This window comes from Streptomyces sp. NPDC048604 (genome assembly GCF_043199435.1).
GTDB lineage: Bacteria > Actinomycetota > Actinomycetes > Streptomycetales > Streptomycetaceae > Streptomyces.
The window spans coordinates 19,134-41,914 of record NZ_JBICVX010000018.1; the positions used below are offsets into that span (position 1 = coordinate 19,134).

Below are 22,781 nucleotides of genomic sequence, written 5' to 3' on the forward strand. Positions count from 1 at the left end.
CTAATGCGGTACGGGGAGAGACCCCGGGCGCGATAGGGTCGGAGCACGACTTTTCGCAGGGGCCCAACGACAGCAGAGAGCGGTGCAGCGCGTGACCGGTGGAGAGGTTGCCGGGATCCTGGTGGCCGTGTTCTGGGCGATTCTCGTCTCCTTCCTCGCCGTGGTTCTGGTGAGGCTGGCGCAGACACTCAGGACCACCACCAAGCTCGTGGCGGAGGTGACGGAGCAGGCGGTTCCGCTGCTGGCCGACGCCTCCGCGGCGGTCCGCTCGGCACAGACCCAGCTCGACCGGGTCGACGCCATCGCCTCCGACGTCCAGGAGGTCACCTCCAACGCGTCGGCGCTGTCCACCACCGTCGCCTCGACCTTCGGCGGCCCGCTCGTCAAGATCGCGGCCTTCGGCTACGGCGTCCGCCGGGCGCTCGGCCGCAACCGTGACGACGCCCCGCGCGAGCGGACGGGCAGGTCGGTGATCGTCGGCCGTACGGTGCCCGCGCCGCGCCGCCGCAAGCAGAAGGGCTGAGCACGATGTTCCGTCGCGCTTTCTGGTTCACCGCCGGCGCCGCCGCCGGCGTCTGGGCCACCACGAAGGTCAACCAGAAGCTGAAGCAGCTGACCCCCGAGAGCCTCGCCGCCCAGGCGGCGAACAAGGCGGTCGAGGCAGGCCACCGGCTGAAGGACTTCGCCCTCGACGTCAGGGCGGGCATGGCCCAGCGCGAGGCCGAACTCGGCGAGGCACTCGGCCTGGAGGCCCCGGTCGAACCCGACGCGCGGGACCTCCCCGCACCGCGCCGGTACGCCGCGCTCGACCCGCGGACGCCCGGCCGGACGAAGAGCGACACGCACCCTTACCCCACGATCACGTACAACCGGAATGAGGACCACTGATGGAGTCGGCTGAAATCCGCCGCCGCTGGCTGAGCTTCTTCGAGGAGCGCGGGCACACCGTCGTCCCTTCGGCGTCGCTCATCGCGGACGACCCGACTCTGCTGCTCGTCCCGGCCGGCATGGTGCCCTTCAAGCCCTACTTCCTGGGCGAGGTCAAGCCCCCCTTCCCGCGGGCCGCGAGCGTGCAGAAGTGCGTGCGCACGCCCGACATCGAAGAGGTCGGCAAGACCACCCGGCACGGCACGTTCTTCCAGATGTGCGGCAACTTCTCCTTCGGCGACTACTTCAAGGAAGGCGCCATCAAGCTCGCCTGGGAGCTGCTGACCTCCTCGGTGGAGCACGGCGGCTACGGGCTGGACCCGGAGAAGCTCTGGATCACCGTCTACGAGCAGGACGAAGAGGCCGAGCGCATCTGGCGCGACGTCGTCGGCGTCCCCGCCGAGCGCATCCAGCGCCTGGGCATGGGCCCCAACTACTGGTCCATGGGCGTCCCGGGCCCCTGCGGCCCCTGCTCCGAGATCAACTACGACCGCGGCCCCGAGTTCGGCGTCGAGGGCGGCCCGGCCGTCAACGACGAGCGGTACGTGGAGATCTGGAACCTGGTCTTCATGCAGTACGAGCGCGGCGAGGGCTCCGGCAAGGAGGACTTCCCGATCCTCGGCGAACTGCCGGCCAAGAACATCGACACGGGCCTCGGCCTGGAGCGCCTGGCGATGATCCTCCAGGGCGTCCAGAACATGTACGAGACGGACACCCTCAAGGTCGTCATCGACAAGGCCACCGAGCTGACCGGCGTCGACTACGGCAAGGCCCACGACAGCGACGTCTCGCTGCGCGTGGTCGCCGACCACATGCGCACCTCCGTGATGCTCATCGGCGACGGCGTCACCCCCGGCAACGAGGGCCGCGGCTACGTGCTCCGCCGCATCATGCGCCGCGCCGTCCGCAACATGCGCCTGCTCGGCGCCACCGGCCCGGTCGTCCAGGACCTCGTCGACGTCGTGATCGACACGATGGGCGAGCAGTACCCGGAGCTGGTCACCGACCGCAAGCGGATCGAGACCGTCGCCCTCGCCGAGGAGGCCGCGTTCCTGAAGGCCCTCAAGGGCGGCACCAACATCCTCGACACCGCCGTCACCGAGACCAAGGCCGCCGGCGGCAAGGTCCTCGCCGGCGACAAGGCGTTCCTGCTCCACGACACCTGGGGCTTCCCGATCGACCTCACCCTGGAGATGGCCGCCGAGCAGGGCCTCTCCGTGGACGAGGACGGCTTCCGCCGCCTGATGAAGGAGCAGCGGGACCGCGCCAAGGCCGACGCCAAGGCCAAGAAGACCGGCCACGCCGACATGACCGCGTACCGGGAGATCGCCGACAGCAACGGCGCCACCCAGTTCACCGGCTACACCAACACCGAGGGCGAGTCCACGGTCGTCGGTCTGCTGGTCAACGGCGTCTCGTCGCCGGCCGCCACCGAGGGCGACGAGGTCGAGGTCGTCCTCGACCGCAGCCCGTTCTACGCCGAGGGCGGCGGCCAGCTCGCCGACCAGGGCCGGATCAAGCTGCACAGCGGCGCCGTGATCGAGATCCGCGACGTCCAGCAGCCGGTGCCCGGCGTCTCCGTGCACAAGGGCTCGGTGCAGGTCGGCGAGGTGACGGTGGGCTCCACCGCGTACGCCACCATCGACGTGCGCCGCCGCCGGGCCATCGCCCGCGCCCACTCGGCCACCCACCTGACGCACCAGGCGCTGCGCGACGCCCTCGGCCCGACGGCCGCCCAGGCCGGTTCGGAGAACTCGCCCGGCCGCTTCCGCTTCGACTTCGGCTCGCCGAACGCCGTTCCCGGCGCCGTGCTCACCGACGTCGAGCAGAAGATCAACGAGGTGCTGGCCCGCGACCTCGACGTGCACGCCGAGGTCATGCCGATCGACGAGGCCAAGCGGCAGGGCGCCATCGCCGAGTTCGGCGAGAAGTACGGCGAGCAGGTCCGCGTCGTCACCATCGGCGACTTCTCCAAGGAGCTGTGCGGCGGCACGCACGTCCACAACACCGCCCAGCTGGGTCTGGTGAAGCTGCTCGGCGAGTCGTCCATCGGCTCCGGCGTGCGCCGCATCGAGGCCCTGGTCGGCGTCGACGCCTACAACTTCCTCGCTCGCGAGCACACGGTCGTCGCCCAGCTCCAGGAGCTGGTCAAGGGCCGTTCCGAGGAACTGCCGGAGAAGATCGCCGCCATGCTCGGCAAGCTGAAGGACGCCGAGAAGGAGATCGAGAAGTTCCGCGCGGAGAAGGTCCTCCAGGCCGCCGCCGGTCTCGCCGAGAACGCCCAGGACATCCGCGGCGTGGCCCTCGTCGTGGGCCGGGTCCCGGACGGCACCGGCGCCGACGACCTGCGCAAGCTGGTCCTCGACGTGCGCGGCCGCATCCCGGGCGACCGCCCGGCCGTCGTGGCCCTGTTCACCACGGCCAACGGCAAGCCGCTGACCGTCATCGCCACCAACGAGGCCGCCCGCGAGCGCGGTCTCAAGGCCGGCGAACTGGTCCGCACCGCCGCCAAGACCCTCGGCGGCGGCGGTGGCGGCAAGCCGGACGTCGCCCAGGGCGGCGGCCAGAACCCGGAGGCCGTGCCCGAGGCCATCGCCGCGGTCGAGCGTCTCGTGGTGGAGACGGCGTGACCATGCGCCGTGGCCGTCGACTCGCGATCGATGTCGGGGACGCCCGGATCGGGGTCGCCTCGTGCGACCCCGACGGCGTCCTCGCCACCCCGGTGGAGACCGTGCCGGGACGTGACGTCCCGGCCGCCCACCGGCGGCTGCGGCAGCTCGTCGAGGAGTACGAGCCGATCGAGGTGGTCGTGGGCCTTCCCCGCTCGCTGAGCGGGCGGGAGGGCCCCGCGGCCACCAAGGTGCGGGCCTTTGCACAGGAGTTGGCGCGGGGCATCAAGCCGGTCCCGGTGCGGCTCGTCGACGAGCGGATGACGACCGTGACGGCCACTCAGGGACTGCGCGCCTCGGGGGTGAAGTCCAAGAAGGGACGCTCGGTGATCGACCAGGCCGCCGCTGTGATCATCCTTCAGAATGCTCTTGAGTCCGAACGGGTATCGGATAATCCGCCCGGCGAGGGCGTCGAAGTGGTCATCTGATCGCGATACGGTAACGTTCCGCGCGATGCGGCGTTCGAACACCTGCCGCACGACGTAGAGGCGGATCGTCCGGAAGCCTCGCGGCTGTTTGGGGATCGATGACTGAGTATGGCCGGAGCCCCGGCTCCGAACCGTGGCACCCCGAGGACCCCTTGTACGGGGACCAGGGGTGGGGAGGCCAGCAGCAGCACTACCCGCAACAGCAGTACCCGCAGCAGCCGCAGCAGGCCGACTACAACCAGCAGGACCCGTACGCCCAGGGCTACGGCGGCCAGCAGTACCCCCAGCAGTACGGGGAGCAGCAGTACGGCGGGCAGCCCGGGCAGGGGTACGACACGTCCGGACAGGGCTACGACACGTCCGGGTATCCCGTGCAGCAGCCGTACGACGGCGGCTGGGACACCGGCCAGCACCAGGCCATGCCGTACGGCGCCCCGCCCGCCGACCCGTACGGCGCGGCGCAGCCTCAGGACCTCTACGGCACGCCCGAGGCGTACCCGCCGCCGCAGCCCCCGGGCCGGCGGCAGGGCCCGCCGGAGCCGGTGAACGACTGGCAGTCGCAGGAGCCGGAGGAGGAGAACCACCCGTTCTTCACCGGCGAGGACGTCCCCGAGGAGCCCCGCCGCCGGCGCGGCCGGGCCCGTGAGGCGGAGCGCGAGGACGCGTACGACGACGACTACGACGACGAACCGGACTCCCGGTCCTCCCGCGGCGGCGGCCGTGACCGCCGCGGCAAGGGCCAGAAGAAGGGCCGCAACGGCTTCGCCTGCCTGTTCGTCGCGCTGGTCCTGGTCGGTGGCGTGGGCGGCGTCGGCTATGTCGGGTACCAGTTCTGGCAGGGTCAGTTCGGCTCGGCGCCCGACTTCGAGGGCGCGGGCAGCGGCTCGGTCCAGGTCGAGATCCCGAAGGCCGCGGGCGGCTACGAGATCGGCAACATCCTCAAGGAGGCCGGCGTCGTCAAGAGCGTCGACGCCTTCGTCTCCGCGCAGCAGAAGAACCCCAAGGGCCTGTCGATCCAGGCCGGCGTCTACACGCTGAAGAAGGGGATGTCCGCGGCGAGCGCGGTCGAGCTCATGCTCGACCCGGTCAGCAAGGACGCCCTCGTCCTCTTCCCCGGCATGCGCAACGTCAAGGTCTACGCGGAGATCGACAGGCGCCTCGCACTGCAGCAGGGCACCACGCAGGGCGTCGCCAAGGCGAAGGCCAAGGAACTCGGCCTGCCCGCCTGGGCGTTGAACCACAAGGACGTGAAGGACCCGCTGGAGGGCTTCCTGTACCCGGGCAGCTACCCGGTGGCCAAGGGCAGCAAGCCCGAGGCCGTCCTGAAGAAGATGGTGACCGCGGCGAACGCCGAGTACGACAGGCTGGAGCTCGAGTCCAAGGCGAAGTCCGTCGGCCTGCAGAACCCGTGGGAGCTGGTCACCGCGGCCAGCCTCGTGCAGGCCGAGGGCACCTCGCACGACGACTTCAAGAAGATGGCCGAGGTCATCTACAACCGGCTCAAGCCCTCCAACCCCCAGACCTGGGGCCGGCTCGAGTTCGACTCCACGTACAACTACATCAAGAACCAGAGCAAGATCGATCTCACGCTCGAAGAGCTCCGCAAATACGACAACCAGTACAACACGTACTACTACAAGGGCCTTCCGCCCGGCCCGATCGGCAACCCCGGGCCCGAGGCCCTGCGGGGCGTGCTCAGCCCGACGAGCGACGGCTGGTACTACTTCATCTCGATCGACGGCAAGACCTCGAAGTTCACCCGCACCTATGCGGAGCACCAGAAGCTCGTCAACGAGTTCAACAAGTCGAGGAAGAACGGATGACCACACCCCGCCGCGCTGCCGTGCTCGGCTCGCCGATCGCCCACTCGCTCTCGCCGGTGCTGCACCGCACCGCCTACGCGGAGCTGGGGCTCGACGACTGGTCGTACGACCGGTTCGAGGTCGACGAGGCGGCGCTGCCGGGGTTCGTCTCCGAGCTCGACGACAGCTGGGCGGGGCTGTCGCTGACCATGCCGCTCAAGCGGGCGATCATCCCGCTGCTCGACGAGGTCAGCGAGACGGCCTCCTCCGTCGAGGCCGTCAACACGGTGGTGTTCCGCGCGGACGGTACTCGGTACGGCGACAACACGGATATCCCCGGCATACTCGCCGCCCTGCGTGAGCGGGGCGTCGAGAAGACGGACTCCGCCGCGATCCTCGGCGCCGGCGCCACCGCCTCCTCCGCGCTGGCCGCCCTCGCCCGGATCTGCTCCGGCCCGGTCACCGCGTACGTCCGCAGCGAGGCCCGCGCTGCCGAGATGCGGGCCTGGGGCGAGCGGCTCGCCGTCGACGTCCGCACCGCCGACTGGGACGACGCGGCGCGGGCGTTCGACGCGCCGCTGGTCGTCGCCACCACGCCGGCCGGAACGACGGACGCCCTCGCGGCCGCCGTCCCCGACGCGCCCGGCACGCTCTTCGACGTGCTGTACGACCCCTGGCCCACCGCCCTCGCCGCCGCCTGGTCGGACCGCGGCGGCCGGATCGTCGGCGGGCTCGACCTCCTCGTACACCAGGCGGTGCTCCAGGTCGAGCAGATGACCGGCGTCCCCGAGGCGCCCCTCGCGGCCATGCGTGCGGCAGGAGAATCGGCGCTGGCCGCACGGTGAGCGCAACGGGGGAACTGGTCCTCGCGTCCCGCTGGGACGCGGTGTTCGACGTCGGCCACTGGATCGCCGCGGGACTCCGCATCGCCTTCGGCAGCCTGCCCGAATGGGCGAAGCTCACCTTCGCCGCCGTGGTCGTCCTCGCCCTCCTCGGCGGCTGGGCGCACAGCCGTACGCGGCGCCGGCGGCTCCTCGCTGCGTCCGGATCTGACGAAGCACGCGTCCGATAGCTGGACCGGCGGCCTGGTCGGGGCCCCGGACGTGGGAGGATCGGAACCGGCGGGCCAGGGCCGCGCACCCGGTCGCGCCGTCGCTGTGCCAGGCGCGAGCAGAGGAGCATCGTTGAGCAGGTTGCGTTGGCTGACCGCTGGGGAGTCCCACGGACCCGCGCTGGTCGCGACGCTGGAGGGACTTCCCGCCGGCGTCCCGGTCACCACCGAACTGGTGGCGGACCACCTCGCACGGCGGCGCCTCGGCTATGGTCGCGGCGCCCGGATGAAGTTCGAGCAGGACGAGGTCACCTTCCTCGGCGGCGTCCGGCACGGCCTCTCCCTCGGTTCGCCGGTCGCGGTCATGGTGGGCAACACCGAGTGGCCCAAGTGGGAGAAGGTCATGTCGGCGGATCCCGTCGACCCCGCGGAGCTCAGGGAGACGGGCCGCAACGCGCCCCTGACCCGGCCCCGCCCCGGCCACGCCGACCTCGCCGGCATGCAGAAGTACGGCTTCGACGAGGCCCGGCCGATCCTGGAGCGCGCCAGCGCCCGGGAGACCGCCGCCCGCGTGGCGCTCGGCGCCGTCGCCCGGTCCTTCCTCAAGGAGGCCGCCGGCATCGAGATCGTCAGCCATGTCGTGGAGCTCGCCGCCGCCAAGGCCCCGTACGGCGTCTACCCCACCCCCGCCGACGTCGAGAAGCTCGACGCCGACCCGGTCCGCTGCCTCGACGCCGACGCGTCGAAGGCGATGGTCGCCGAGATCGACCAGGCCCACAAGGACGGCGACACCCTCGGCGGCGTCGTCGAGGTCCTCGCGTACGGCGTGCCCGTCGGCCTCGGCTCGCACGTCCACTGGGACCGCCGGCTCGACGCGCGCCTCGCCGCCGCGCTCATGGGCATCCAGGCCATCAAGGGCGTCGAGGTCGGCGACGGCTTCGACCTCGCCCGGGTGCCCGGCTCCCAGGCGCACGACGAGATCGTGAAGACCGAGGACGGCATCAGGCGCTCCTCCGGCCGCTCCGGCGGCACCGAGGGCGGTCTGACCACCGGCGAGCTGCTGCGCGTCCGCGCCGCGATGAAGCCGATCGCGACCGTGCCCCGCGCCCTGGCCACCATCGACGTCGCCACCGGCGAGGCCGCCGCGGCCCACCACCAGCGCTCCGACGTCTGCGCCGTCCCGGCCGCCGGCATCGTCGCCGAGGCCATGGTCGCGCTCGTGCTCGCCGACGCCGTCGTGGAGAAGTTCGGCGGCGACTCGGTCGCCGAGACCCGCCGCAACGTGCAGTCGTACCTCGACAACCTGCACATCCGGTGACCGGCGGACCGCTCGTCGTCCTCGTCGGACCGATGGGCTCCGGCAAGTCCACCGTGGGCGCGCTGCTCGCCGAGCGGCTCGGCGCGCCCTACCGGGACACCGACGCCGACATCGTCGCCGCCGAGGGCCGCGAGATCGCGGACATCTTCGTGGAGGACGGCGAGGAGCACTTCCGCGCCCTCGAGCGCGCGGCGGTGCGCACGGCCGTGGCCGAGCACGAGGGTGTCCTTGCGCTCGGCGGCGGCGCGATCCTCGACGCCGGCACCCGCGAGCTGCTCGCCGGGCTGCCCGTCGCCTATCTCTCGATGGACGTCGAGGAGGCGGTCCGCCGGGTCGGCCTCGGCGCCGCCCGCCCGCTGCTCGCGGTCAACCCGCGCCGGCAGTGGCGCGAGCTGATGGAGGCGCGCCGCCCTCTCTACATCGAAGTCGCCCGTGCCGTCGTCGCCACCGACGACCGCACCCCCGAAGAGGTCGCCCAGGCGGTCCTCGACGCACTGGAGTTGAAGGACGTATGACGGACCAGGACCAGGTCACGCGGATCCACGTCGGCGGAAGCGCCGGACACGACCCGTACGACGTGCTGGTCGGCCGGCAGCTGCTCGGCGAGCTCGGCGGCCTGATCGGCGACAAGGCCCGGCGGGTCGCCGTGATCCACCCGGAGGCGCTCGCCGAGACCGGCGAGGCGCTGCGCGCGGACCTCGCGGACCAGGGCTACGAGGCCGTCGCCATCCAGGTGCCGAACGCCGAGGAGGCCAAGACCGCCGAGGTCGCGGCGTACTGCTGGAAGGCGCTCGGGCAGACCAACTTCACCCGGACCGACGTCATCGTCGGCGTCGGCGGCGGGGCCACCACGGACCTCGCCGGGTTCGTCGCGGCGACCTGGCTGCGCGGCGTGCGCTGGATCGCGGTGCCGACCACCGTCCTCGCGATGGTGGACGCGGCGGTCGGCGGCAAGACCGGCATCAACACCGCCGAGGGCAAGAACCTCGTCGGCGCCTTCCACCCGCCGGCCGGGGTGATCTGCGATCTCGCGGCGCTCGACTCGCTGCCGGTCAACGACTACGTCAGCGGACTGGCCGAGATCATCAAGGCCGGCTTCATCGCCGACCCGAAGATCCTCGACCTGATCGAGGCGGACCCCGCCGCCGCGCGGACCCCCGCCGGCCCGCACACCGCCGAGCTGATCGTGCGCTCCATCCAGGTCAAGGCGGACGTGGTCTCCAGCGACCTGAAGGAATCGGGGCTGCGGGAGATCCTCAACTACGGGCACACCCTGGCCCACGCCATCGAGAAGAACGAGCGCTACAAGTGGCGGCACGGCGCGGCCGTCTCCGTCGGCATGGTCTTCGCCGCCGAGCTGGGCCGGCTGGCCGGCCGGCTCGACGACGCCACCGCCGACCGGCACCGCGCGGTCCTGGAGTCGGTCGGGCTGCCGCTCACGTACCGCGGCGACCAGTGGCCCAAGCTTCTGGAGACCATGAAGGTCGACAAGAAGTCCCGCGGCGACCTGCTCCGGTTCATCGTGCTCGACGGCCTCGGCAAGCCGACCGTCCTGGAGGGCCCGGACCCGGCCGTGCTGGTCGCGGCGTACGGCGAGGTGTCCGCGTGAGCGACCTGCGGCGGGTGCTCGTCCTGAACGGGCCGAACCTCGGCCGGCTCGGCTCGCGCGAGCCGGACATCTACGGGGCCACGTCGTACAAGGGCCTGGTGGACTCCTGCCGGGAGCTCGGCGCGGAGCTGGGCCTCGACGTCGAGGTGCGCGAGACCAACGACGAGGGCGAGATGATCCGCTGGCTGCACGAGGCCGCGGACGGTTCGATTCCGGTCGTTCTCAACCCCGGTGCGTTCACGCACTACTCGTACGGAATGCGCGACGCGGCCGCCCAGCGGACCGCGCCGCTGATCGAGGTGCACATCTCGAACCCGTACACACGGGAGGAATTCCGGCACACCTCCGTGGTCGCCGCCGTCGCCAGCGGCACCGTCGCCGGCTTCGGCATCGGGTCGTACCGGCTGGCGCTGCGGGCGCTCGCCGACGAGATCCCTGGCTGACCGGGCACTCTGGACCGCCCCCGGCCGTTCCCCCTGGGAGCGCCGGGGGCGGTACGGTGCCCGGAGGCATCGGACGTACGAACGAGACGGAGTGGCACCGGATGCAGCACGGGATGGGGGCTCTGCCGCCGGAGTCGGGCGGCTGGCCGTCCACGGCCCACCAGCCCCCGGCGGGAAGCCCGCCGCATCCGGGAGCGCCCGGGCCGGAGAGCGACCAGGAGCCCACGGCCCGGCTGCAGATCGTCCGCGCCGCGGTCCCGCCCGGCCCCGGCGGCCGGCGTCCCGTACCGCCCCCGCCCGGCGGCGCACCGCAGCCGGGGCAGCAGCAGCACCCGCAGCAGCAGGCTGGGCCACAGCACCCGCAGCAGCCTGGGCCGCAGCACCCGCAGCAGCCGTACGCCGGTCAGCACCCCGGCCCCCAGCCCGCGCACCCCGGCCCCCAGCCCGCGCACCCCGGCCCCCAGCCTGCGCACCCGGGCGGGCCCGCCGGGCCGGCCGGCCCACCGGCCCCGCACTCCGGCGCGCCCGCGCCGCAGGCGCAGCAGCCCGGGCCCGCGTGGGGGAGCGGGATGCCGCGGGACACCACCGGGCACATCCCCCTGCCGCCCGGCGGGCCGGTCGCCATGCCCGCGCCCCCGGCCGTCGAGCTCGGCACCGGGAACGCGACGCTCGCCGTCCTGCTCATAGGCCCCGCCGGGGCCGGGAAGACCACCGTCGCCCGGCACTGGGCCCGCAGCCGCCGGGTGCCCACCGCCCACATCAGCCTCGACGACGTGCGCGAATGGGTCTGCTCCGGCTTCGCCGACCCCCAGGCCGGCTGGAACGAGAACTCCGAGGCGCAGTACCGCCTGGCCCGTCGCACCTGCGGCTTCGCCGCGCGCAACTACCTCGCCAACGGCATCTCCTGCATACTCGACGACGCCGTCTTCCCGGACCGCCCGGTCGTCGGCCTCGGCGGCTGGAAGCGCCATGTCGGCCCCGGCCTGCTTCCCGTCGTCCTGCTGCCGGGCCTGGAGATCGTCCTGGAGCGCAACGCCGAGCGCAGCGGCAACCGGCGGCTCTCCGACGAGGAGGTCGCCTCCATCCACGGCCGGATGGCCGGCTGGTACGGCTCCGGGCTGCCGATCATCGACAACTCCAAGTACGACGTGGAGACCACCGCCCGGGTCCTCGACGACGTCCTGGCCCGCTCCATCGCCAGCCCGCCCAGCTGGTAGCCCTGTCCCTGGCGGCCCTGTTCCCTGTAGCCCTGTCCTTGTAGTCCTGCCCGCAGGACCCGGTCGGACCTCACGACGGGCCGGGTCGCGCGGACGCTCGTAGGCTCGGAACATGTCACAGGTGTACGCGGACCGCCGTGTCAGGCTGCGCGACCGCTGCGCGGCCGCCGGCAGCACGGCGGCCCTGGTCTCCCGCCCCGCCAACGTCCGCTATCTCGCGGGCGGTTCGCCTCCCGGCGCGGTCCTGCTCCTGGGCCCGAAGGAGGACCTGCTGCTCTGCCCGGTCGTGCCCGGCGGGGATCCCGCCCACGGCCGGCTCGACGAGGACCTCCCGCTGACGGTGCTGCCTCCCGGCGCGCCCCTCGGCGATCCGGCCGTCGCCGCGGTCGACACGGCCCGCAGATCGGGGGCCGACTCGCTCGCGGTGGAGGAGCACCACCTCACGGTGGCCCGGCACCGCGCCATGGGCTCGGTCGCCCCGAAACTGCGCCTGGCCGATCTCGCCGGCGCCGTCGAACAGCTGCGGATCGTCAAGGACGAGGACGAGATCGCCTGTCTGCGGATCGCCGCCGAGATCGCCGACCAGGCGCTGGGGGAGCTGCTCGAGTCGATCCTCGTCGGCCGCACGGAGCGTCATCTCGCCCTGGAGCTGGAGCGCCGGCTGGTCGACCACGGAGCGGACGGCGCGGCCTTCGCGACCTCGGTCGGCACCGGCCCGAACTCCGGCCGCAGCGGCCACCGCCCCACCGACCGGCGCGTCGAGGAGGGCGACTTCCTCTCCGTCTGCCTGGGCGCGAACTACCGCGGCTACCGCTCCGAGATCGGTCGGACCTTCGTCATCGGCACCACGCCCGCCGACTGGCAGATCGAGCTGTACGACCTGGTCTTCGCCGCTCAGCGGGCCGGCCGGGAGGCGCTCGCGCCCGGGGCGGAGTTCCGGGACGTGGACCGGGCGGCCCGCCAGATCCTGGACGGCACCGGCCACGGCGAGGCCCTCGAACCCCGTATCGGGCACGGCGTCGGCCTGGAAATCGACGAGGACCCGCAGCTCGCACCTTCCGCCATGGGTAAACTGGACGCTTGTGTGCCGGTCACCGTCGAACCGGGGGTCCACCTCCCGGGCCGGGGCGGGGTCCGGATCGATGACACGCTCGTCGTACGCCAGGAGGCGGACGGCGGACCCGAGCTACTCACCATCACGACCAAGGAGCTGCTCGCGCTGTAGCGCGGGCCCGGCTCCCCGGTCCCACGTCAGTCCAGGAGATTCCGCAACCGTGGCTTCCACGAACGACCTCAAGAACGGCATGGTGCTCAAGCTCGAAGGCGGCCAGCTCTGGTCCGTCGTCGAGTTCCAGCACGTCAAGCCCGGCAAGGGCCCGGCCTTCGTGCGCACCAAGCTCAAGAACGTGCTGTCCGGCAAGGTCGTCGACAAGACGTTCAACGCCGGCGTGAAGGTCGACACGGCCACCATCGACCGTCGCGACATGCAGTTCTCGTACATGGACGGCGAGTACTTCGTCTTCATGGACATGGACACCTACGACCAGCTGCACGTCGACCGCAAGTCCGTCGGCGACGCCGCCAACTTCCTGATCGAGGGCTTCACCGCCCAGGTCGCGCAGCACGAGGGCGCGGTGCTCTACGTCGAGCTCCCGGCCGCCGTCGAGCTCACCATCCAGGAGACCGAGCCGGGCGTCCAGGGCGACCGCTCCACCGGTGGCACCAAGCCCGCCATCCTGGAGACCGGCCACCAGATCCAGGTCCCGCTCTTCATCACCACCGGTGAGAAGGTCAAGGTCGACACCCGCACCAGCGACTACCTCGGCCGGGTGAACAGCTAACCGTGGCTGCCCGCAGCAAGGCCCGTAAGCGGGCCTTCCAGATCCTCTTCGAGGCCGACCAGCGCGGCGCGTCCGTGCAGGAGGTCCTCGCGGACTGGGTACGGCACGCGCGGTCCGACGACCGTCAGCCGCCGGTCAGCGAGTTCACCATGCAGCTCGTCGAGGGGTACGCGCAGCACGTCGCGCGCATCGACGAGCTGATCGCCACCTACGCGGTGGACTGGGAGCTCGACCGGATGCCGGTCGCCGACCGGAACATCGTGCGCCTCGGCGCGTACGAGCTGCTCTGGGAGGACGGCACCCCGGACGCGGTGGCGATCGACGAGGCGGTGCAGCTCGCCAAGGAGTTCTCCACCGACGAGTCGCCGACCTTCGTCAACGGTCTGCTCGCACGCTTCAAGGACCTGAAGCCGCGTCTTCGCCGGGACGCCGGGGCGGACGCCTAGTCCGTCCGGTACGCGCCCGGCAGTCGAAGGGGCCCGCAGCACTCGGTGCTGCGGGCCCCTTCGCCGTACGGCGGCCTGGTGGACCAGGAGCGCGCCTGAGGGCCCGGCGGACCAGGACGCGCCGCGGGCGGCGGCGCGGGCCCCTGAACGCGCCGCGGGGCGGCGGGAAGGCCGTATGCCCCTCCCGCCGCCCCGGCGGCACGTTTCTGCTACTGCGGAGTCGCTGGACTCAGCTCTCCTCGTGGGCGACCGCGCGACGCGCGTCCGCGTCCAGGACGCCCCAGCTGATCAGCTGCTCGGTGAGCACCGAGGGCGACTGGTCGTAGATCACGGCGAGGGTGCGCAGGTCGTCCTGACGGATCGACAGCACCTTGCCGTTGTAGTCGCCGCGCTGCGACTGGATGGTCGCGGCGTAGCGCTGAAGGGGGCCGGCCTTCTCCGCGGGGACGTGGGCCAGGCGCTCCAGGTCGAGGACGAGCTTCGGCGGCGGCTCGGCGGCCCCGCCGGGGGTGGTGCCCGGGAGCAGCTCCTGCACCGGGACACCGTAGAAGTCCGCCAGCTCGGCCAGACGCTGCACGGTCACCGCACGGTCACCACGCTCGTACGAGCCGACGACGACGGCCTTCCAGCGCCCCTGGGACTTCTCCTCCACCCCGTGGAGGGAGAGGCCCTGCTGGGTGCGGATCGCGCGGAGCTTGGCCCCGAGCTGCTTTGCGTATTCGCTGGACATAACGCTCCCGGACGCTGTGACGACATGCGGCTGCGCCGCGCGGCTGGTAACTCACTGTGAGGTTACGCAGCGTTACTTGCCTCCGTCAAGCCGAATGGTCCATACCGCCCCCTCCCGGGGGACGGGGCGCGGAGCGGCGACGGGGGCGCGGGCAGGGCGGACGTCCGCCCCTGGTAGGGTTGACGGCGCACATCCGACGTCCTTTAAGAACCGTCCCGTGAGGCGGAGAAGGGGGTCCGTTTTTCATGGACGCACAGCAGGACATCCAGGGGTCCGGCACGGCACGCGCCGTGCTCGAAGCCCCCGACATCGCGCGGGTCCTCACCCGCATCGCACACGAGATCGTCGAGCGCGCTAAGGGCGCCGACGACGTGGTGCTCCTCGGCATCCCGACCCGGGGCGTGTTCCTCGCCCGCCGGCTGGCCGACAAGCTCGCGGAGATCACCGGACGGAAGATCCCGGTCGGCTCCCTCGACATCACCATGTACCGCGACGACCTGCGGATGAAGCCCGCCCGCGCCCTCGGCCGCACCGAGATCCCCGGTGACGGCATCGACGGCCGCCTGGTCGTCCTGGTCGACGACGTGCTCTTCTCCGGCCGTACGATCCGCGCCGCGCTCGACGCGCTCGGCGACATCGGCCGCCCGCGCGCCGTCCAGCTCGCGGTCCTCGTCGACCGCGGTCACCGCGAGCTGCCGATCCGCGCCGACTACGTCGGCAAGAACCTCCCCACGTCGCTGCGGGAGACGGTCAAGGTCCAGCTCGCCGAGGAGGACGGTCGCGACACCGTGCTGCTCGGCAGCAAGCCCGCCTCCGCCTAGCACCGGCTCCCCGCCGGGCCCAGGGCACACCCCTGCGCGCCCGCACCCCGCCACATCTCCACACCACGGAGCACACCCCGATGATGCGTCACCTCATCTCGGCCGCCGACCTCACCCGCGACGACGCCGTCCTGATCCTCGACACCGCCGAGGAGATGGCCCGGGTGGCCGACCGGCCGATCAAGAAGCTGCCCACGCTGCGCGGCCGCACGATCTGCAACCTCTTCTTCGAGGACTCGACCCGGACCCGGATCTCCTTCGAGGCCGCCGAGAAGCGCCTCTCCGCCGACGTGATCAACTTCGCGGCCAAGGGCTCCAGCGTCTCCAAGGGCGAGTCCCTGAAGGACACCGCCCAGACCCTGGAGGCCATGGGCGTCGACGCGGTCGTCATCCGGCACAGCGCCTCCGGCGCGCCCTACCGGCTCGCCACCTCCGGCTGGATCGACGCCCCGGTGATCAACGCCGGCGACGGCACCCACCAGCACCCCACCCAGGCCCTGCTCGACGCCTTCACCATGCGCCGCCGCCTGGTCGGCCGGGACGCCGGCCTCGGCCAGGACCTGGCCGGCAAGCGGATCACGCTGGTCGGCGACGTCCTGCACAGCCGGGTCGCCCGCTCCAACGTCGACCTGCTGCACACCCTCGGCGCCGAGGTCACCCTGGTGGCCCCGCCGACCCTCGTCCCGGTCGGCGTCGAGACCTGGCCCTGCGAGGTCAGCTACGACCTCGACAACGTGCTGCCGAAGTCCGACGCGGTGATGATGCTGCGTGTGCAGCGCGAGCGGATGAACGCCGCCTTCTTCCCGACCGAGCGCGAGTACTCGCGGCGGTACGGGCTGAACGGCGACCGGATGGCGAGGATGCCCGAGCACGCCATCGTCATGCACCCCGGCCCGATGGTCCGCGGCATGGAGATCACCGCCGAGGTCGCCGACTCCGACCGCTGCACGGTCGTCGAGCAGGTGGCCAACGGCGTCTCCATCCGGATGGCCGTTCTCTACCTGCTTCTGGGCGGCAACGAGCCCGCCGTCAGCCACACCCGCACCGAGGAGAGCAAGTAACCATGAGCAAGATCCTGATCCGAGGTGCGAAGGTGCTCGGCGGCGAGCCGCAGGACGTCCTGATCGACGGCGAGACCATCGCCGCCGTCGGCACCGACCTCGACGCCACCGGCGCCACGGTCGTCGAGGCCGAGGGCAAGATCCTCCTGCCGGGCCTGGTCGACCTGCACACCCATCTGCGCGAGCCCGGCCGCGAGGACTCCGAGACCGTCCTCACCGGCACGCAGGCCGCCGCCTCCGGCGGCTACACCGCCGTCTTCGCGATGGCCAACACCTTCCCGGTCGCCGACACCGCCGGCGTCGTCGAGCAGGTCTACCGCCTCGGCAAGGAGCACGGCTACTGCGACGTGCAGCCCATCGGCGCCGTCACCGTCGGCCTGGAGGGCAAGAAGCTCGCCGAGCTCGGCGCCATGCACGACTCCGCCGCCGGCGTCACCGTCTTCTCCGACGACGGCAAGTGCGTCGACGACGCCGTGATCATGCGCCGCGCCCTGGAGTACGTGAAGGCCTTCGGCGGCGTCGTCGCCCAGCACGCCCAGGAGCCCCGCCTGACCGAGGGCGCCCAGATGAACGAGGGCATCGTCTCCGCCGAGCTGGGCCTCGGCGGCTGGCCCGCCGTCGCCGAGGAGTCGATCATCGCCCGCGATGTGCTGCTCGCCGAGCACGTCGGCTCCCGCGTGCACATCTGCCACCTCTCCACGGCCGGCTCCGTCGAGATCGTCCGCTGGGCCAAGTCCCGCGGCATCGACGTCACCGCCGAGGTCACCCCGCACCACCTCCTCCTCACGGACGAGATGGTCCGCACGTACAACCCGGTCTACAAGGTCAACCCGCCGCTGCGCACCGAGCGCGACGTCATGGCCCTGCGTGAGGCCCTGGCCGACGGCACGATCGACATCGTCGCCACCGACCACGCCCCGCACCCGCACGAGGACAAGGACTGCGAGTGGGCCGCCGCGGCCATGGGCATGGTCGGCCTGGAGACCGCGCTCTCCGTCGTCCAGCAGACGATGGTCGAGACCGGTCTGCTCGACTGGGCCGACGTCGCCGACCGCATGTCCTTCGCCCCGGCCCGCATCGGCCGGGCCGAGGGCCACGGCCGGCCCGTCTCGGCTGGTGAGCCCGCAAACCTCACGCTGGTCGATCCGGCATACCGTGGTGCCGTGGACCCCGCGGGCTTCGCCTCCCGCAGCCGCAACACCCCGTACGAGGGCCGCGAGCTGCCGGGACGCGTCACGCACACCTTCCTGCGGGGCCGCGCGACGGTCGTGGACGGGAAGCTCGCGTGACACTCATCAACCTGGCCGCCGAGCCGAAATCGGCGGAAGTGACCGACTGGGCCGCGCGGCTCGGCTGGGTCGCCGGACTGCTGCTCTTCATCGCCTTCGTGTACTGGCTGATGCGCCAGGGATGGAAGTGGCGGGGCAGCCTCCAGTCCGGCCTCCCCGAACTCCCCGCCCTCCCGTCTCCCGCCACCACCCTCAACGGAGGCGGCAAGCCGCCGCTGCCCGGAATGCCGGACGCCGCGGGTGAGGCGAGACTGAGCCTCAGTGGGCGCTACCACGGCTCGACGACCGCCGGCCAGTGGCTCGACCGGATCGTCGCGCACGGGCTCGGCACCCGCAGCCGGGTCGAGCTCACCCTGACCGACCAGGGCCTGGCGGTCGTCCGCCCCGGCGCGAACGACTTCTTCGTCCCCGCCGCCGCCCTGCGCGAGGCCCGCCTCGACAAGGGCATCGCCGGCAAGGTCCTCGCCGAGGGCGGGCTGCTGATCGTCACCTGGGCGCACGGCGAGACGCTGCTCGACTCCGGCTTCCGGTCCGACACGGCGGCCGAGCACGCCGCCTGGGTCGAGGCCATCAACTCCATGAACACCAGCACGACGGAAGGCACCGCACGATGACGACCTCCACCCGGGGAGCCAAGGCTCCCGCCGTACTCGTCCTGGAGGACGGCCGCGTTTTCCGCGGCCGCGCCTACGGGGCCGTGGGGGTGACCTTCGGCGAGGCCGTGTTCAACACCGGCATGACCGGCTACCAGGAGACCCTCACCGACCCCTCCTACCACCGCCAGGTCGTCGTGATGACCGCCCCGCACGTCGGCAACACCGGCGTCAACGACGAGGACCCCGAGTCCGCGAGGATCTGGGTGGCCGGCTACGTCGTCCGCGACCCCGCCCGCGTCCCGTCCAACTGGCGCTCCCGGCGCTCCCTGGACGAGGAGCTGGCCCAGCAGGGCGTCGTCGGCATCTCCGGCATCGACACCCGGGCCCTCACCCGCCACCTGCGCGAGCGCGGTGCCATGCGCGTCGGCATCTTCTCCGGCAACGCGCTGCCCGACGAGGGCACCATGCTCGCCGAGGTCCGCCAGGCCCCCGAGATGACCGGTGCCGACCTCTCCGCCGAGGTCGCCACCAAGGAGACGTACGTCGTCCCCGCGATCGGCGAGAAGAAGTTCACCGTCGCCGCTGTCGACCTCGGCATCAAGGGCATGACCCCGCACCGCATGGCCGAGCGCGGCATCGAGGTGCACGTGCTGCCCGCCACCGCCACCGCGGAGGACGTGTACGCGGTCGAGCCCGACGGCGTGTTCTTCTCCAACGGCCCGGGCGACCCGGCCACCGCAGACGGCGCCGTCGCCCTCATGCAGGCCGTCCTGGAGCGCAGGACGCCGCTGTTCGGCATCTGCTTCGGCAACCAGATCCTCGGCCGGGCCCTCGGCTTCGGCACCTACAAGCTGAAGTACGGCCACCGCGGCATCAACCAGCCGGTCCAGGACCGCACCACCGGCAAGGTCGAGGTCACCGCGCACAACCACGGCTTCGCCGTCGACGCGCCCCTCGACAAGGTCTCCGACACCCCCTACGGGCGCGCCGAGGTCTCCCACGTGTGCCTGAACGACAACGTCGTGGAGGGCCTGCAGCTGCTCGACCAGCCGGCCTTCTCCGTCCAGTACCACCCCGAGGCGGCCGCGGGCCCGCACGACGCCGCGTACCTCTTCGACCGCTTCGTTTCTCTGATGGAGGCCGAGCGTGCCTAAGCGCACCGATATCCAGTCCGTCCTGGTCATCGGCTCCGGCCCGATCGTCATCGGCCAGGCCGCCGAGTTCGACTACTCCGGCACCCAGGCCTGCCGCATCCTCAAGGCCGAGGGCCTGCGGGTCATCCTGGTCAACTCCAACCCGGCCACGATCATGACCGACCCGGAGATCGCCGACGCCACGTACGTCGAGCCGATCACCCCCGAGTTCGTCGAGAAGATCATCGCCAAGGAGCGTCCCGACGCCCTGCTGCCCACCCTCGGCGGCCAGACCGCGCTCAACACCGCGATCTCCATGCACGAGCAGGGCGTCCTGGAGAAGTACGGCGTCGAGCTCATCGGCGCCAACGTCGAGGCCATCCACAAGGGCGAGGACCGCGACCTCTTCAAGGGCGTCGTCGAGGCCGTCAACGCCAAGATCGGCCACGGCGAGTCCGCCCGCTCGGTCATCTGCCACTCCATGGACGACGTGATCAAGGGCGTCGACACCCTCGGCGGCTACCCCGTCGTCGTCCGCCCCTCCTTCACCATGGGCGGCGCCGGCTCCGGCTTCGCGCACGACGAGGAGGAGCTGCGCCGCATCGCCGGCCAGGGCCTCACGCTCTCCCCGACCACCGAGGTCCTCCTGGAGGAGTCCATCCTCGGCTGGAAGGAGTACGAGCTGGAGCTGATGCGCGACAAGCACGACAACGTCGTGGTCGTCTGCTCCATCGAGAACTTCGACCCGATGGGCGTGCACACCGGCGACTCGATCACCGTCGCCCCGGCGATGACGCTGACCGACCGCGAGTACCAGGTCCTGCGCGACGTCGGCATCGCGATCATCCGCGAGGTCGGCGTCGACACCGGCGGATGCAACATCCAGTTCGCGGTCAACCCGGACGACGGCCGGATCATCGTCATCGAGATGAACCCGCGCGTCTCCCGCTCCTCCGCGCTCGCCTCCAAGGCCACCGGCTTCCCGATCGCCAAGATCGCCGCCCGGCTCGCCGTCGGCTACACGCTGGACGAGATCCCGAACGACATCACCGAGAAGACCCCGGCGTCCTTCGAGCCCACCCTCGACTACGTCGTCGTCAAGGCCCCGCGCTTCGCCTTCGAGAAGTTCCCGCAGGCCGACTCCACCCTCACCACCACCATGAAGTCGGTCGGCGAGGCGATGGCCATCGGCCGCAACTTCACCGAGGCCCTGCAGAAGGCCCTGCGCTCCCTGGAGAAGAAGGGCTCGCAGTTCACCTTCGTGGGCGAGCCCGGCGACAGGGCCGAGCTGCTGGCCGAGGCGGTCCGCCCCACCGACGGCCGGATCAACACCGTCATGCAGGCCATCCGCGCGGGCGCCACGCCCGAGGAGGTCTTCGACGCCACGAAGATCGACCCGTGGTTCGTCGACCAGCTCTTCCTGATCAAGGAGCTCGCCGACGAGCTGGCCGCCGCCGAGAAGCTCCAGCCCGAGCTGCTCGCCGAGGCCAAGCGGCACGGCTTCTCCGACGCCCAGATCGCCGAGATCCGCGGCCTGCGCGAGGACGTCGTGCGCGAGGTCCGGCACGCCCTCGGCGTCCGCCCGGTCTACAAGACGGTCGACACCTGCGCCGCCGAGTTCGCCGCCAAGACCCCGTACTTCTACTCGTCCTACGACGAGGAGAGCGAGGTCGCGCCGCGCGAGAAGCCCGCGGTGATCATCCTGGGCTCCGGCCCGAACCGCATCGGCCAGGGCATCGAGTTCGACTACTCCTGCGTCCACGCCTCCTTCGCGCTCAGCGACGCGGGCTACGAGACCGTGATGGTCAACTGCAACCCGGAGACCGTCTCCACCGACTACGACACCTCCGACCGCCTGTACTTCGAGCCGCTGACGCTCGAGGACGTGCTGGAGATCGTGCACGCCGAGTCCCTCGCGGGCCCGATCGCCGGTGTGGTCGTCCAGCTCGGCGGCCAGACCCCGCTGGGCCTGTCGCAGGCGCTCAAGGACAACGGCGTGCCCGTCGTCGGCACCTCGCCGGAGGCCATCCACGCCGCCGAGGACCGCGGCGCCTTCGGCCAGGTTCTCGCCGAGGCCGGACTGCCCGCCCCCAAGCACGGCACCGCGACCACCTTCGCCGGCGCCAAGGCCATCGCCGACGAGATCGGCTACCCGGTCCTGGTCCGCCCGTCGTACGTGCTCGGCGGCCGCGGCATGGAGATCGTGTACGACGAGACCCGCCTCGAGTCGTACATCGCCGAGTCCACCGAGATCAGCCCCACCCGGCCGGTCCTGGTCGACCGCTTCCTCGACGACGCGATCGAGATCGACGTCGACGCGCTCTACGACGGCGAGGAGCTCTACCTCGGCGGCGTCATGGAGCACATCGAGGAGGCCGGCATCCACTCCGGCGACTCGGCCTGCGCCCTGCCCCCGATCACCCTCGGCGGCTACGACATCAAGCGGCTGCGCGCCTCCACCGAGGCCATCGCCAAGGGCGTCGGCGTCCGCGGCCTGATCAACATCCAGTTCGCCATGGCCGGCGACATCCTGTACGTCCTGGAGGCCAACCCGCGCGCCTCCCGCACCGTGCCCTTCACCTCGAAGGCCACCGCGGTGCCGCTGGCGAAGGCCGCCGCCCGGATCTCCCTGGGCGCCACCATCGCCGAACTGCGCGAGGAGGGCCTGCTGCCGAAGACCGGCGACGGCGGCACCCTGCCGCTCGACGCGCCGATCTCCGTCAAGGAGGCCGTGATGCCGTGGACCCGCTTCCGCGACATCCAGGGCCGCGGCGTGGACACCGTCCTCGGCCCTGAGATGCGCTCCACCGGCGAGGTCATGGGCATCGACACGGTCTTCGGCACGGCCTACGCCAAGTCGCAGGCCGGCGCGTACGGCCCGCTGCCCACCAAGGGCCGCGCGTTCATCTCGGTCGCCAACCGCGACAAGCGCTCGATGATCTTCCCGGCCCGCGAGCTGGTCGCGCACGGCTTCGAGCTGCTCGCCACCTCCGGCACCGCCGAGGTCCTCAAGCGCAACGGCATCAACGCCACCGTCGTGCGCAAGCAGTCCGAGGGCGAGGGCCCGAACGGCGAGAAGACCATCGTCCAGCTGATCCACGACGGCCAGGTCGACCTGATCGTCAACACCCCGTACGGCACCGGCGGCCGCCTCGACGGCTACGACATCCGTACGGCGGCGGTGGCGCGCAGCGTCCCGTGCCTCACCACGGTCCAGGCGCTCGCCGCGGCCGTCCAGGGCATCGACGCGCTCAACCACGGCGGGGTGGGCGTCCGCTCGCTCCAGGAGCACGCGGAGCACCTGACCGCGGCCCGCGACTAGCAGCCCGTACGAAGAGGGGGACACCGGCGACACCGCGGTGTCCCCCTCTTCATGAGGACACCTGGATCTGAGAGACAC

General features: G+C 71.7%; 22 protein-coding genes. 21 read left to right on the forward strand and 1 reads right to left on the reverse strand.

Annotated features, from left to right (window positions below; all coding sequences use genetic code 11):
- Positions 1 to 91: 91 nt before the first annotated feature.
- The 15 genes from ACGFMM_RS30060 (at position 92) to nusB (ending at position 13,751) form a co-directional block, all read left to right on the forward strand.
- Complete coding sequence (locus tag ACGFMM_RS30060; protein WP_393649622.1) at positions 92 to 523, forward strand: DUF948 domain-containing protein; 432 nt, start codon at positions 92 to 94, stop codon at positions 521 to 523.
- A 5-nt stretch (positions 524 to 528) separates the two neighbouring features.
- Complete coding sequence (locus ACGFMM_RS30065; RefSeq protein ID WP_393649623.1) at positions 529 to 888, forward strand: DUF6167 family protein; 360 nt, start codon at positions 529 to 531, stop codon at positions 886 to 888.
- Positions 888 to 3,557, forward strand: a complete 2,670-nt coding sequence (gene alaS, locus ACGFMM_RS30070; RefSeq protein WP_393649624.1) for an alanine--tRNA ligase — start codon at positions 888 to 890, stop codon at positions 3,555 to 3,557. Before ACGFMM_RS30065 ends, alaS begins: the two co-directional genes overlap by 1 nt.
- 2 nt (positions 3,558 to 3,559) lie before the next feature.
- Positions 3,560 to 4,024 (forward strand): Holliday junction resolvase RuvX, encoded by a 465-nt coding sequence (ruvX, locus tag ACGFMM_RS30075; protein ID WP_393649722.1) that lies wholly within the window; start codon positions 3,560 to 3,562, stop codon positions 4,022 to 4,024.
- Positions 4,025 to 4,122: 98 nt separating this feature from the next.
- Positions 4,123 to 5,847: an endolytic transglycosylase MltG gene (mltG, locus tag ACGFMM_RS30080; RefSeq protein ID WP_393649625.1), complete on the forward strand. Its 1,725-nt coding sequence runs from the start codon at positions 4,123 to 4,125 to the stop codon at positions 5,845 to 5,847.
- Complete coding sequence (locus ACGFMM_RS30085; protein WP_393649626.1) at positions 5,844 to 6,671, forward strand: shikimate dehydrogenase; 828 nt, start codon at positions 5,844 to 5,846, stop codon at positions 6,669 to 6,671. The genes mltG and ACGFMM_RS30085 overlap by 4 nt, the downstream gene beginning before the upstream one ends.
- Positions 6,668 to 6,898 carry a hypothetical protein gene (locus ACGFMM_RS30090; protein WP_393649627.1) on the forward strand — a complete coding sequence of 77 codons (231 nt, stop codon included), beginning with the start codon at positions 6,668 to 6,670 and terminating at the stop codon, positions 6,896 to 6,898. Before ACGFMM_RS30085 ends, ACGFMM_RS30090 begins: the two co-directional genes overlap by 4 nt.
- Before the next feature lie 112 nt (positions 6,899 to 7,010).
- Complete coding sequence (gene aroC, locus ACGFMM_RS30095; protein WP_393649628.1) at positions 7,011 to 8,195, forward strand: chorismate synthase; 1,185 nt, start codon at positions 7,011 to 7,013, stop codon at positions 8,193 to 8,195.
- Positions 8,192 to 8,710 carry a shikimate kinase gene (locus ACGFMM_RS30100; protein WP_393649629.1) on the forward strand — a complete coding sequence of 173 codons (519 nt, stop codon included), beginning with the start codon at positions 8,192 to 8,194 and terminating at the stop codon, positions 8,708 to 8,710. Before aroC ends, ACGFMM_RS30100 begins: the two co-directional genes overlap by 4 nt.
- Positions 8,707 to 9,804, forward strand: a complete 1,098-nt coding sequence (gene aroB / locus ACGFMM_RS30105) for a 3-dehydroquinate synthase (RefSeq protein WP_393649630.1) — start codon at positions 8,707 to 8,709, stop codon at positions 9,802 to 9,804. The genes ACGFMM_RS30100 and aroB overlap by 4 nt, the downstream gene beginning before the upstream one ends.
- A 5-nt stretch (positions 9,805 to 9,809) precedes the next feature.
- On the forward strand, positions 9,810 to 10,247 hold the full coding sequence (gene aroQ / locus ACGFMM_RS30110) for a type II 3-dehydroquinate dehydratase (protein ID WP_393649723.1): 438 nt from the start codon (positions 9,810 to 9,812) through the stop codon (positions 10,245 to 10,247).
- Positions 10,248 to 10,486: 239 nt separating this feature from the next.
- A complete protein-coding gene (locus tag ACGFMM_RS30115) occupies positions 10,487 to 11,464 on the forward strand; it encodes an AAA family ATPase (protein WP_393649724.1) in 978 nt (325 codons plus the stop codon).
- 112 nt (positions 11,465 to 11,576) lie between these two features.
- Complete coding sequence (locus ACGFMM_RS30120; protein WP_393649631.1) at positions 11,577 to 12,689, forward strand: aminopeptidase P family protein; 1,113 nt, start codon at positions 11,577 to 11,579, stop codon at positions 12,687 to 12,689.
- 49 nt (positions 12,690 to 12,738) lie between these two features.
- A complete protein-coding gene (gene efp, locus ACGFMM_RS30125) occupies positions 12,739 to 13,305 on the forward strand; it encodes an elongation factor P (protein ID WP_393649632.1) in 567 nt (188 codons plus the stop codon).
- A gap of 2 nt (positions 13,306 to 13,307) precedes the next feature.
- Positions 13,308 to 13,751, forward strand: coding sequence for a transcription antitermination factor NusB (gene nusB, locus ACGFMM_RS30130; protein WP_393649633.1), 444 nt, complete (start codon positions 13,308 to 13,310; stop codon positions 13,749 to 13,751).
- Positions 13,752 to 13,980: 229 nt separating this feature from the next.
- On the opposite strand, the gene bldD is transcribed toward nusB, so the two are convergent.
- Entirely contained in the window at positions 13,981 to 14,481 is a 501-nt protein-coding gene (gene bldD / locus ACGFMM_RS30135) for a transcriptional regulator BldD (RefSeq protein WP_030607052.1), read from the reverse strand.
- A gap of 245 nt (positions 14,482 to 14,726) precedes the next feature.
- On the opposite strand from bldD, the gene pyrR reads away from it, so the two are divergent.
- From pyrR to carB, 6 genes are all read left to right on the forward strand, one after another.
- Positions 14,727 to 15,302, forward strand: coding sequence for a bifunctional pyr operon transcriptional regulator/uracil phosphoribosyltransferase PyrR (gene pyrR / locus ACGFMM_RS30140; RefSeq protein ID WP_393649634.1), 576 nt, complete (start codon positions 14,727 to 14,729; stop codon positions 15,300 to 15,302).
- An 80-nt stretch (positions 15,303 to 15,382) separates the two neighbouring features.
- Entirely contained in the window at positions 15,383 to 16,363 is a 981-nt protein-coding gene (locus tag ACGFMM_RS30145) for an aspartate carbamoyltransferase catalytic subunit (RefSeq protein ID WP_393649635.1), read from the forward strand.
- Positions 16,364 to 16,365: 2 nt separating this feature from the next.
- Positions 16,366 to 17,652, forward strand: a complete 1,287-nt coding sequence (locus tag ACGFMM_RS30150) for a dihydroorotase (protein WP_393649636.1) — start codon at positions 16,366 to 16,368, stop codon at positions 17,650 to 17,652.
- Positions 17,649 to 18,266, forward strand: a complete 618-nt coding sequence (locus ACGFMM_RS30155) for a hypothetical protein (RefSeq protein WP_393649637.1) — start codon at positions 17,649 to 17,651, stop codon at positions 18,264 to 18,266. The genes ACGFMM_RS30150 and ACGFMM_RS30155 overlap by 4 nt, the downstream gene beginning before the upstream one ends.
- On the forward strand, positions 18,263 to 19,402 hold the full coding sequence (gene carA / locus ACGFMM_RS30160) for a glutamine-hydrolyzing carbamoyl-phosphate synthase small subunit (protein ID WP_393649638.1): 1,140 nt from the start codon (positions 18,263 to 18,265) through the stop codon (positions 19,400 to 19,402). Before ACGFMM_RS30155 ends, carA begins: the two co-directional genes overlap by 4 nt.
- Positions 19,395 to 22,703: a carbamoyl-phosphate synthase large subunit gene (carB, locus tag ACGFMM_RS30165; RefSeq protein WP_393649639.1), complete on the forward strand. Its 3,309-nt coding sequence runs from the start codon at positions 19,395 to 19,397 to the stop codon at positions 22,701 to 22,703. Before carA ends, carB begins: the two co-directional genes overlap by 8 nt.
- Positions 22,704 to 22,781: the final 78 nt, after the last annotated feature.

Coding starts and splice junctions, on each gene's coding strand:
- ACGFMM_RS30065 (WP_393649623.1), top strand. CDS start 529: ATGTTCCGTCGCGCTTTCTGGTTCACCGCCGGCGCCGCCGCCGGCGTC.
- alaS (WP_393649624.1), top strand. CDS start 888: ATGGAGTCGGCTGAAATCCGCCGCCGCTGGCTGAGCTTCTTCGAGGAG.
- ruvX (WP_393649722.1), top strand. CDS start 3,560: ATGCGCCGTGGCCGTCGACTCGCGATCGATGTCGGGGACGCCCGGATC.
- mltG (WP_393649625.1), top strand. CDS start 4,123: ATGACTGAGTATGGCCGGAGCCCCGGCTCCGAACCGTGGCACCCCGAG.
- ACGFMM_RS30085 (WP_393649626.1), top strand. CDS start 5,844: ATGACCACACCCCGCCGCGCTGCCGTGCTCGGCTCGCCGATCGCCCAC.
- aroB (WP_393649630.1), top strand. CDS start 8,707: ATGACGGACCAGGACCAGGTCACGCGGATCCACGTCGGCGGAAGCGCC.
- ACGFMM_RS30120 (WP_393649631.1), top strand. CDS start 11,577: ATGTCACAGGTGTACGCGGACCGCCGTGTCAGGCTGCGCGACCGCTGC.
- bldD (WP_030607052.1), bottom strand. CDS start 14,481: ATGTCCAGCGAATACGCAAAGCAGCTCGGGGCCAAGCTCCGCGCGATC.
- pyrR (WP_393649634.1), top strand. CDS start 14,727: ATGGACGCACAGCAGGACATCCAGGGGTCCGGCACGGCACGCGCCGTG.
- ACGFMM_RS30145 (WP_393649635.1), top strand. CDS start 15,383: ATGATGCGTCACCTCATCTCGGCCGCCGACCTCACCCGCGACGACGCC.
- ACGFMM_RS30150 (WP_393649636.1), top strand. CDS start 16,366: ATGAGCAAGATCCTGATCCGAGGTGCGAAGGTGCTCGGCGGCGAGCCG.
- carA (WP_393649638.1), top strand. CDS start 18,263: ATGACGACCTCCACCCGGGGAGCCAAGGCTCCCGCCGTACTCGTCCTG.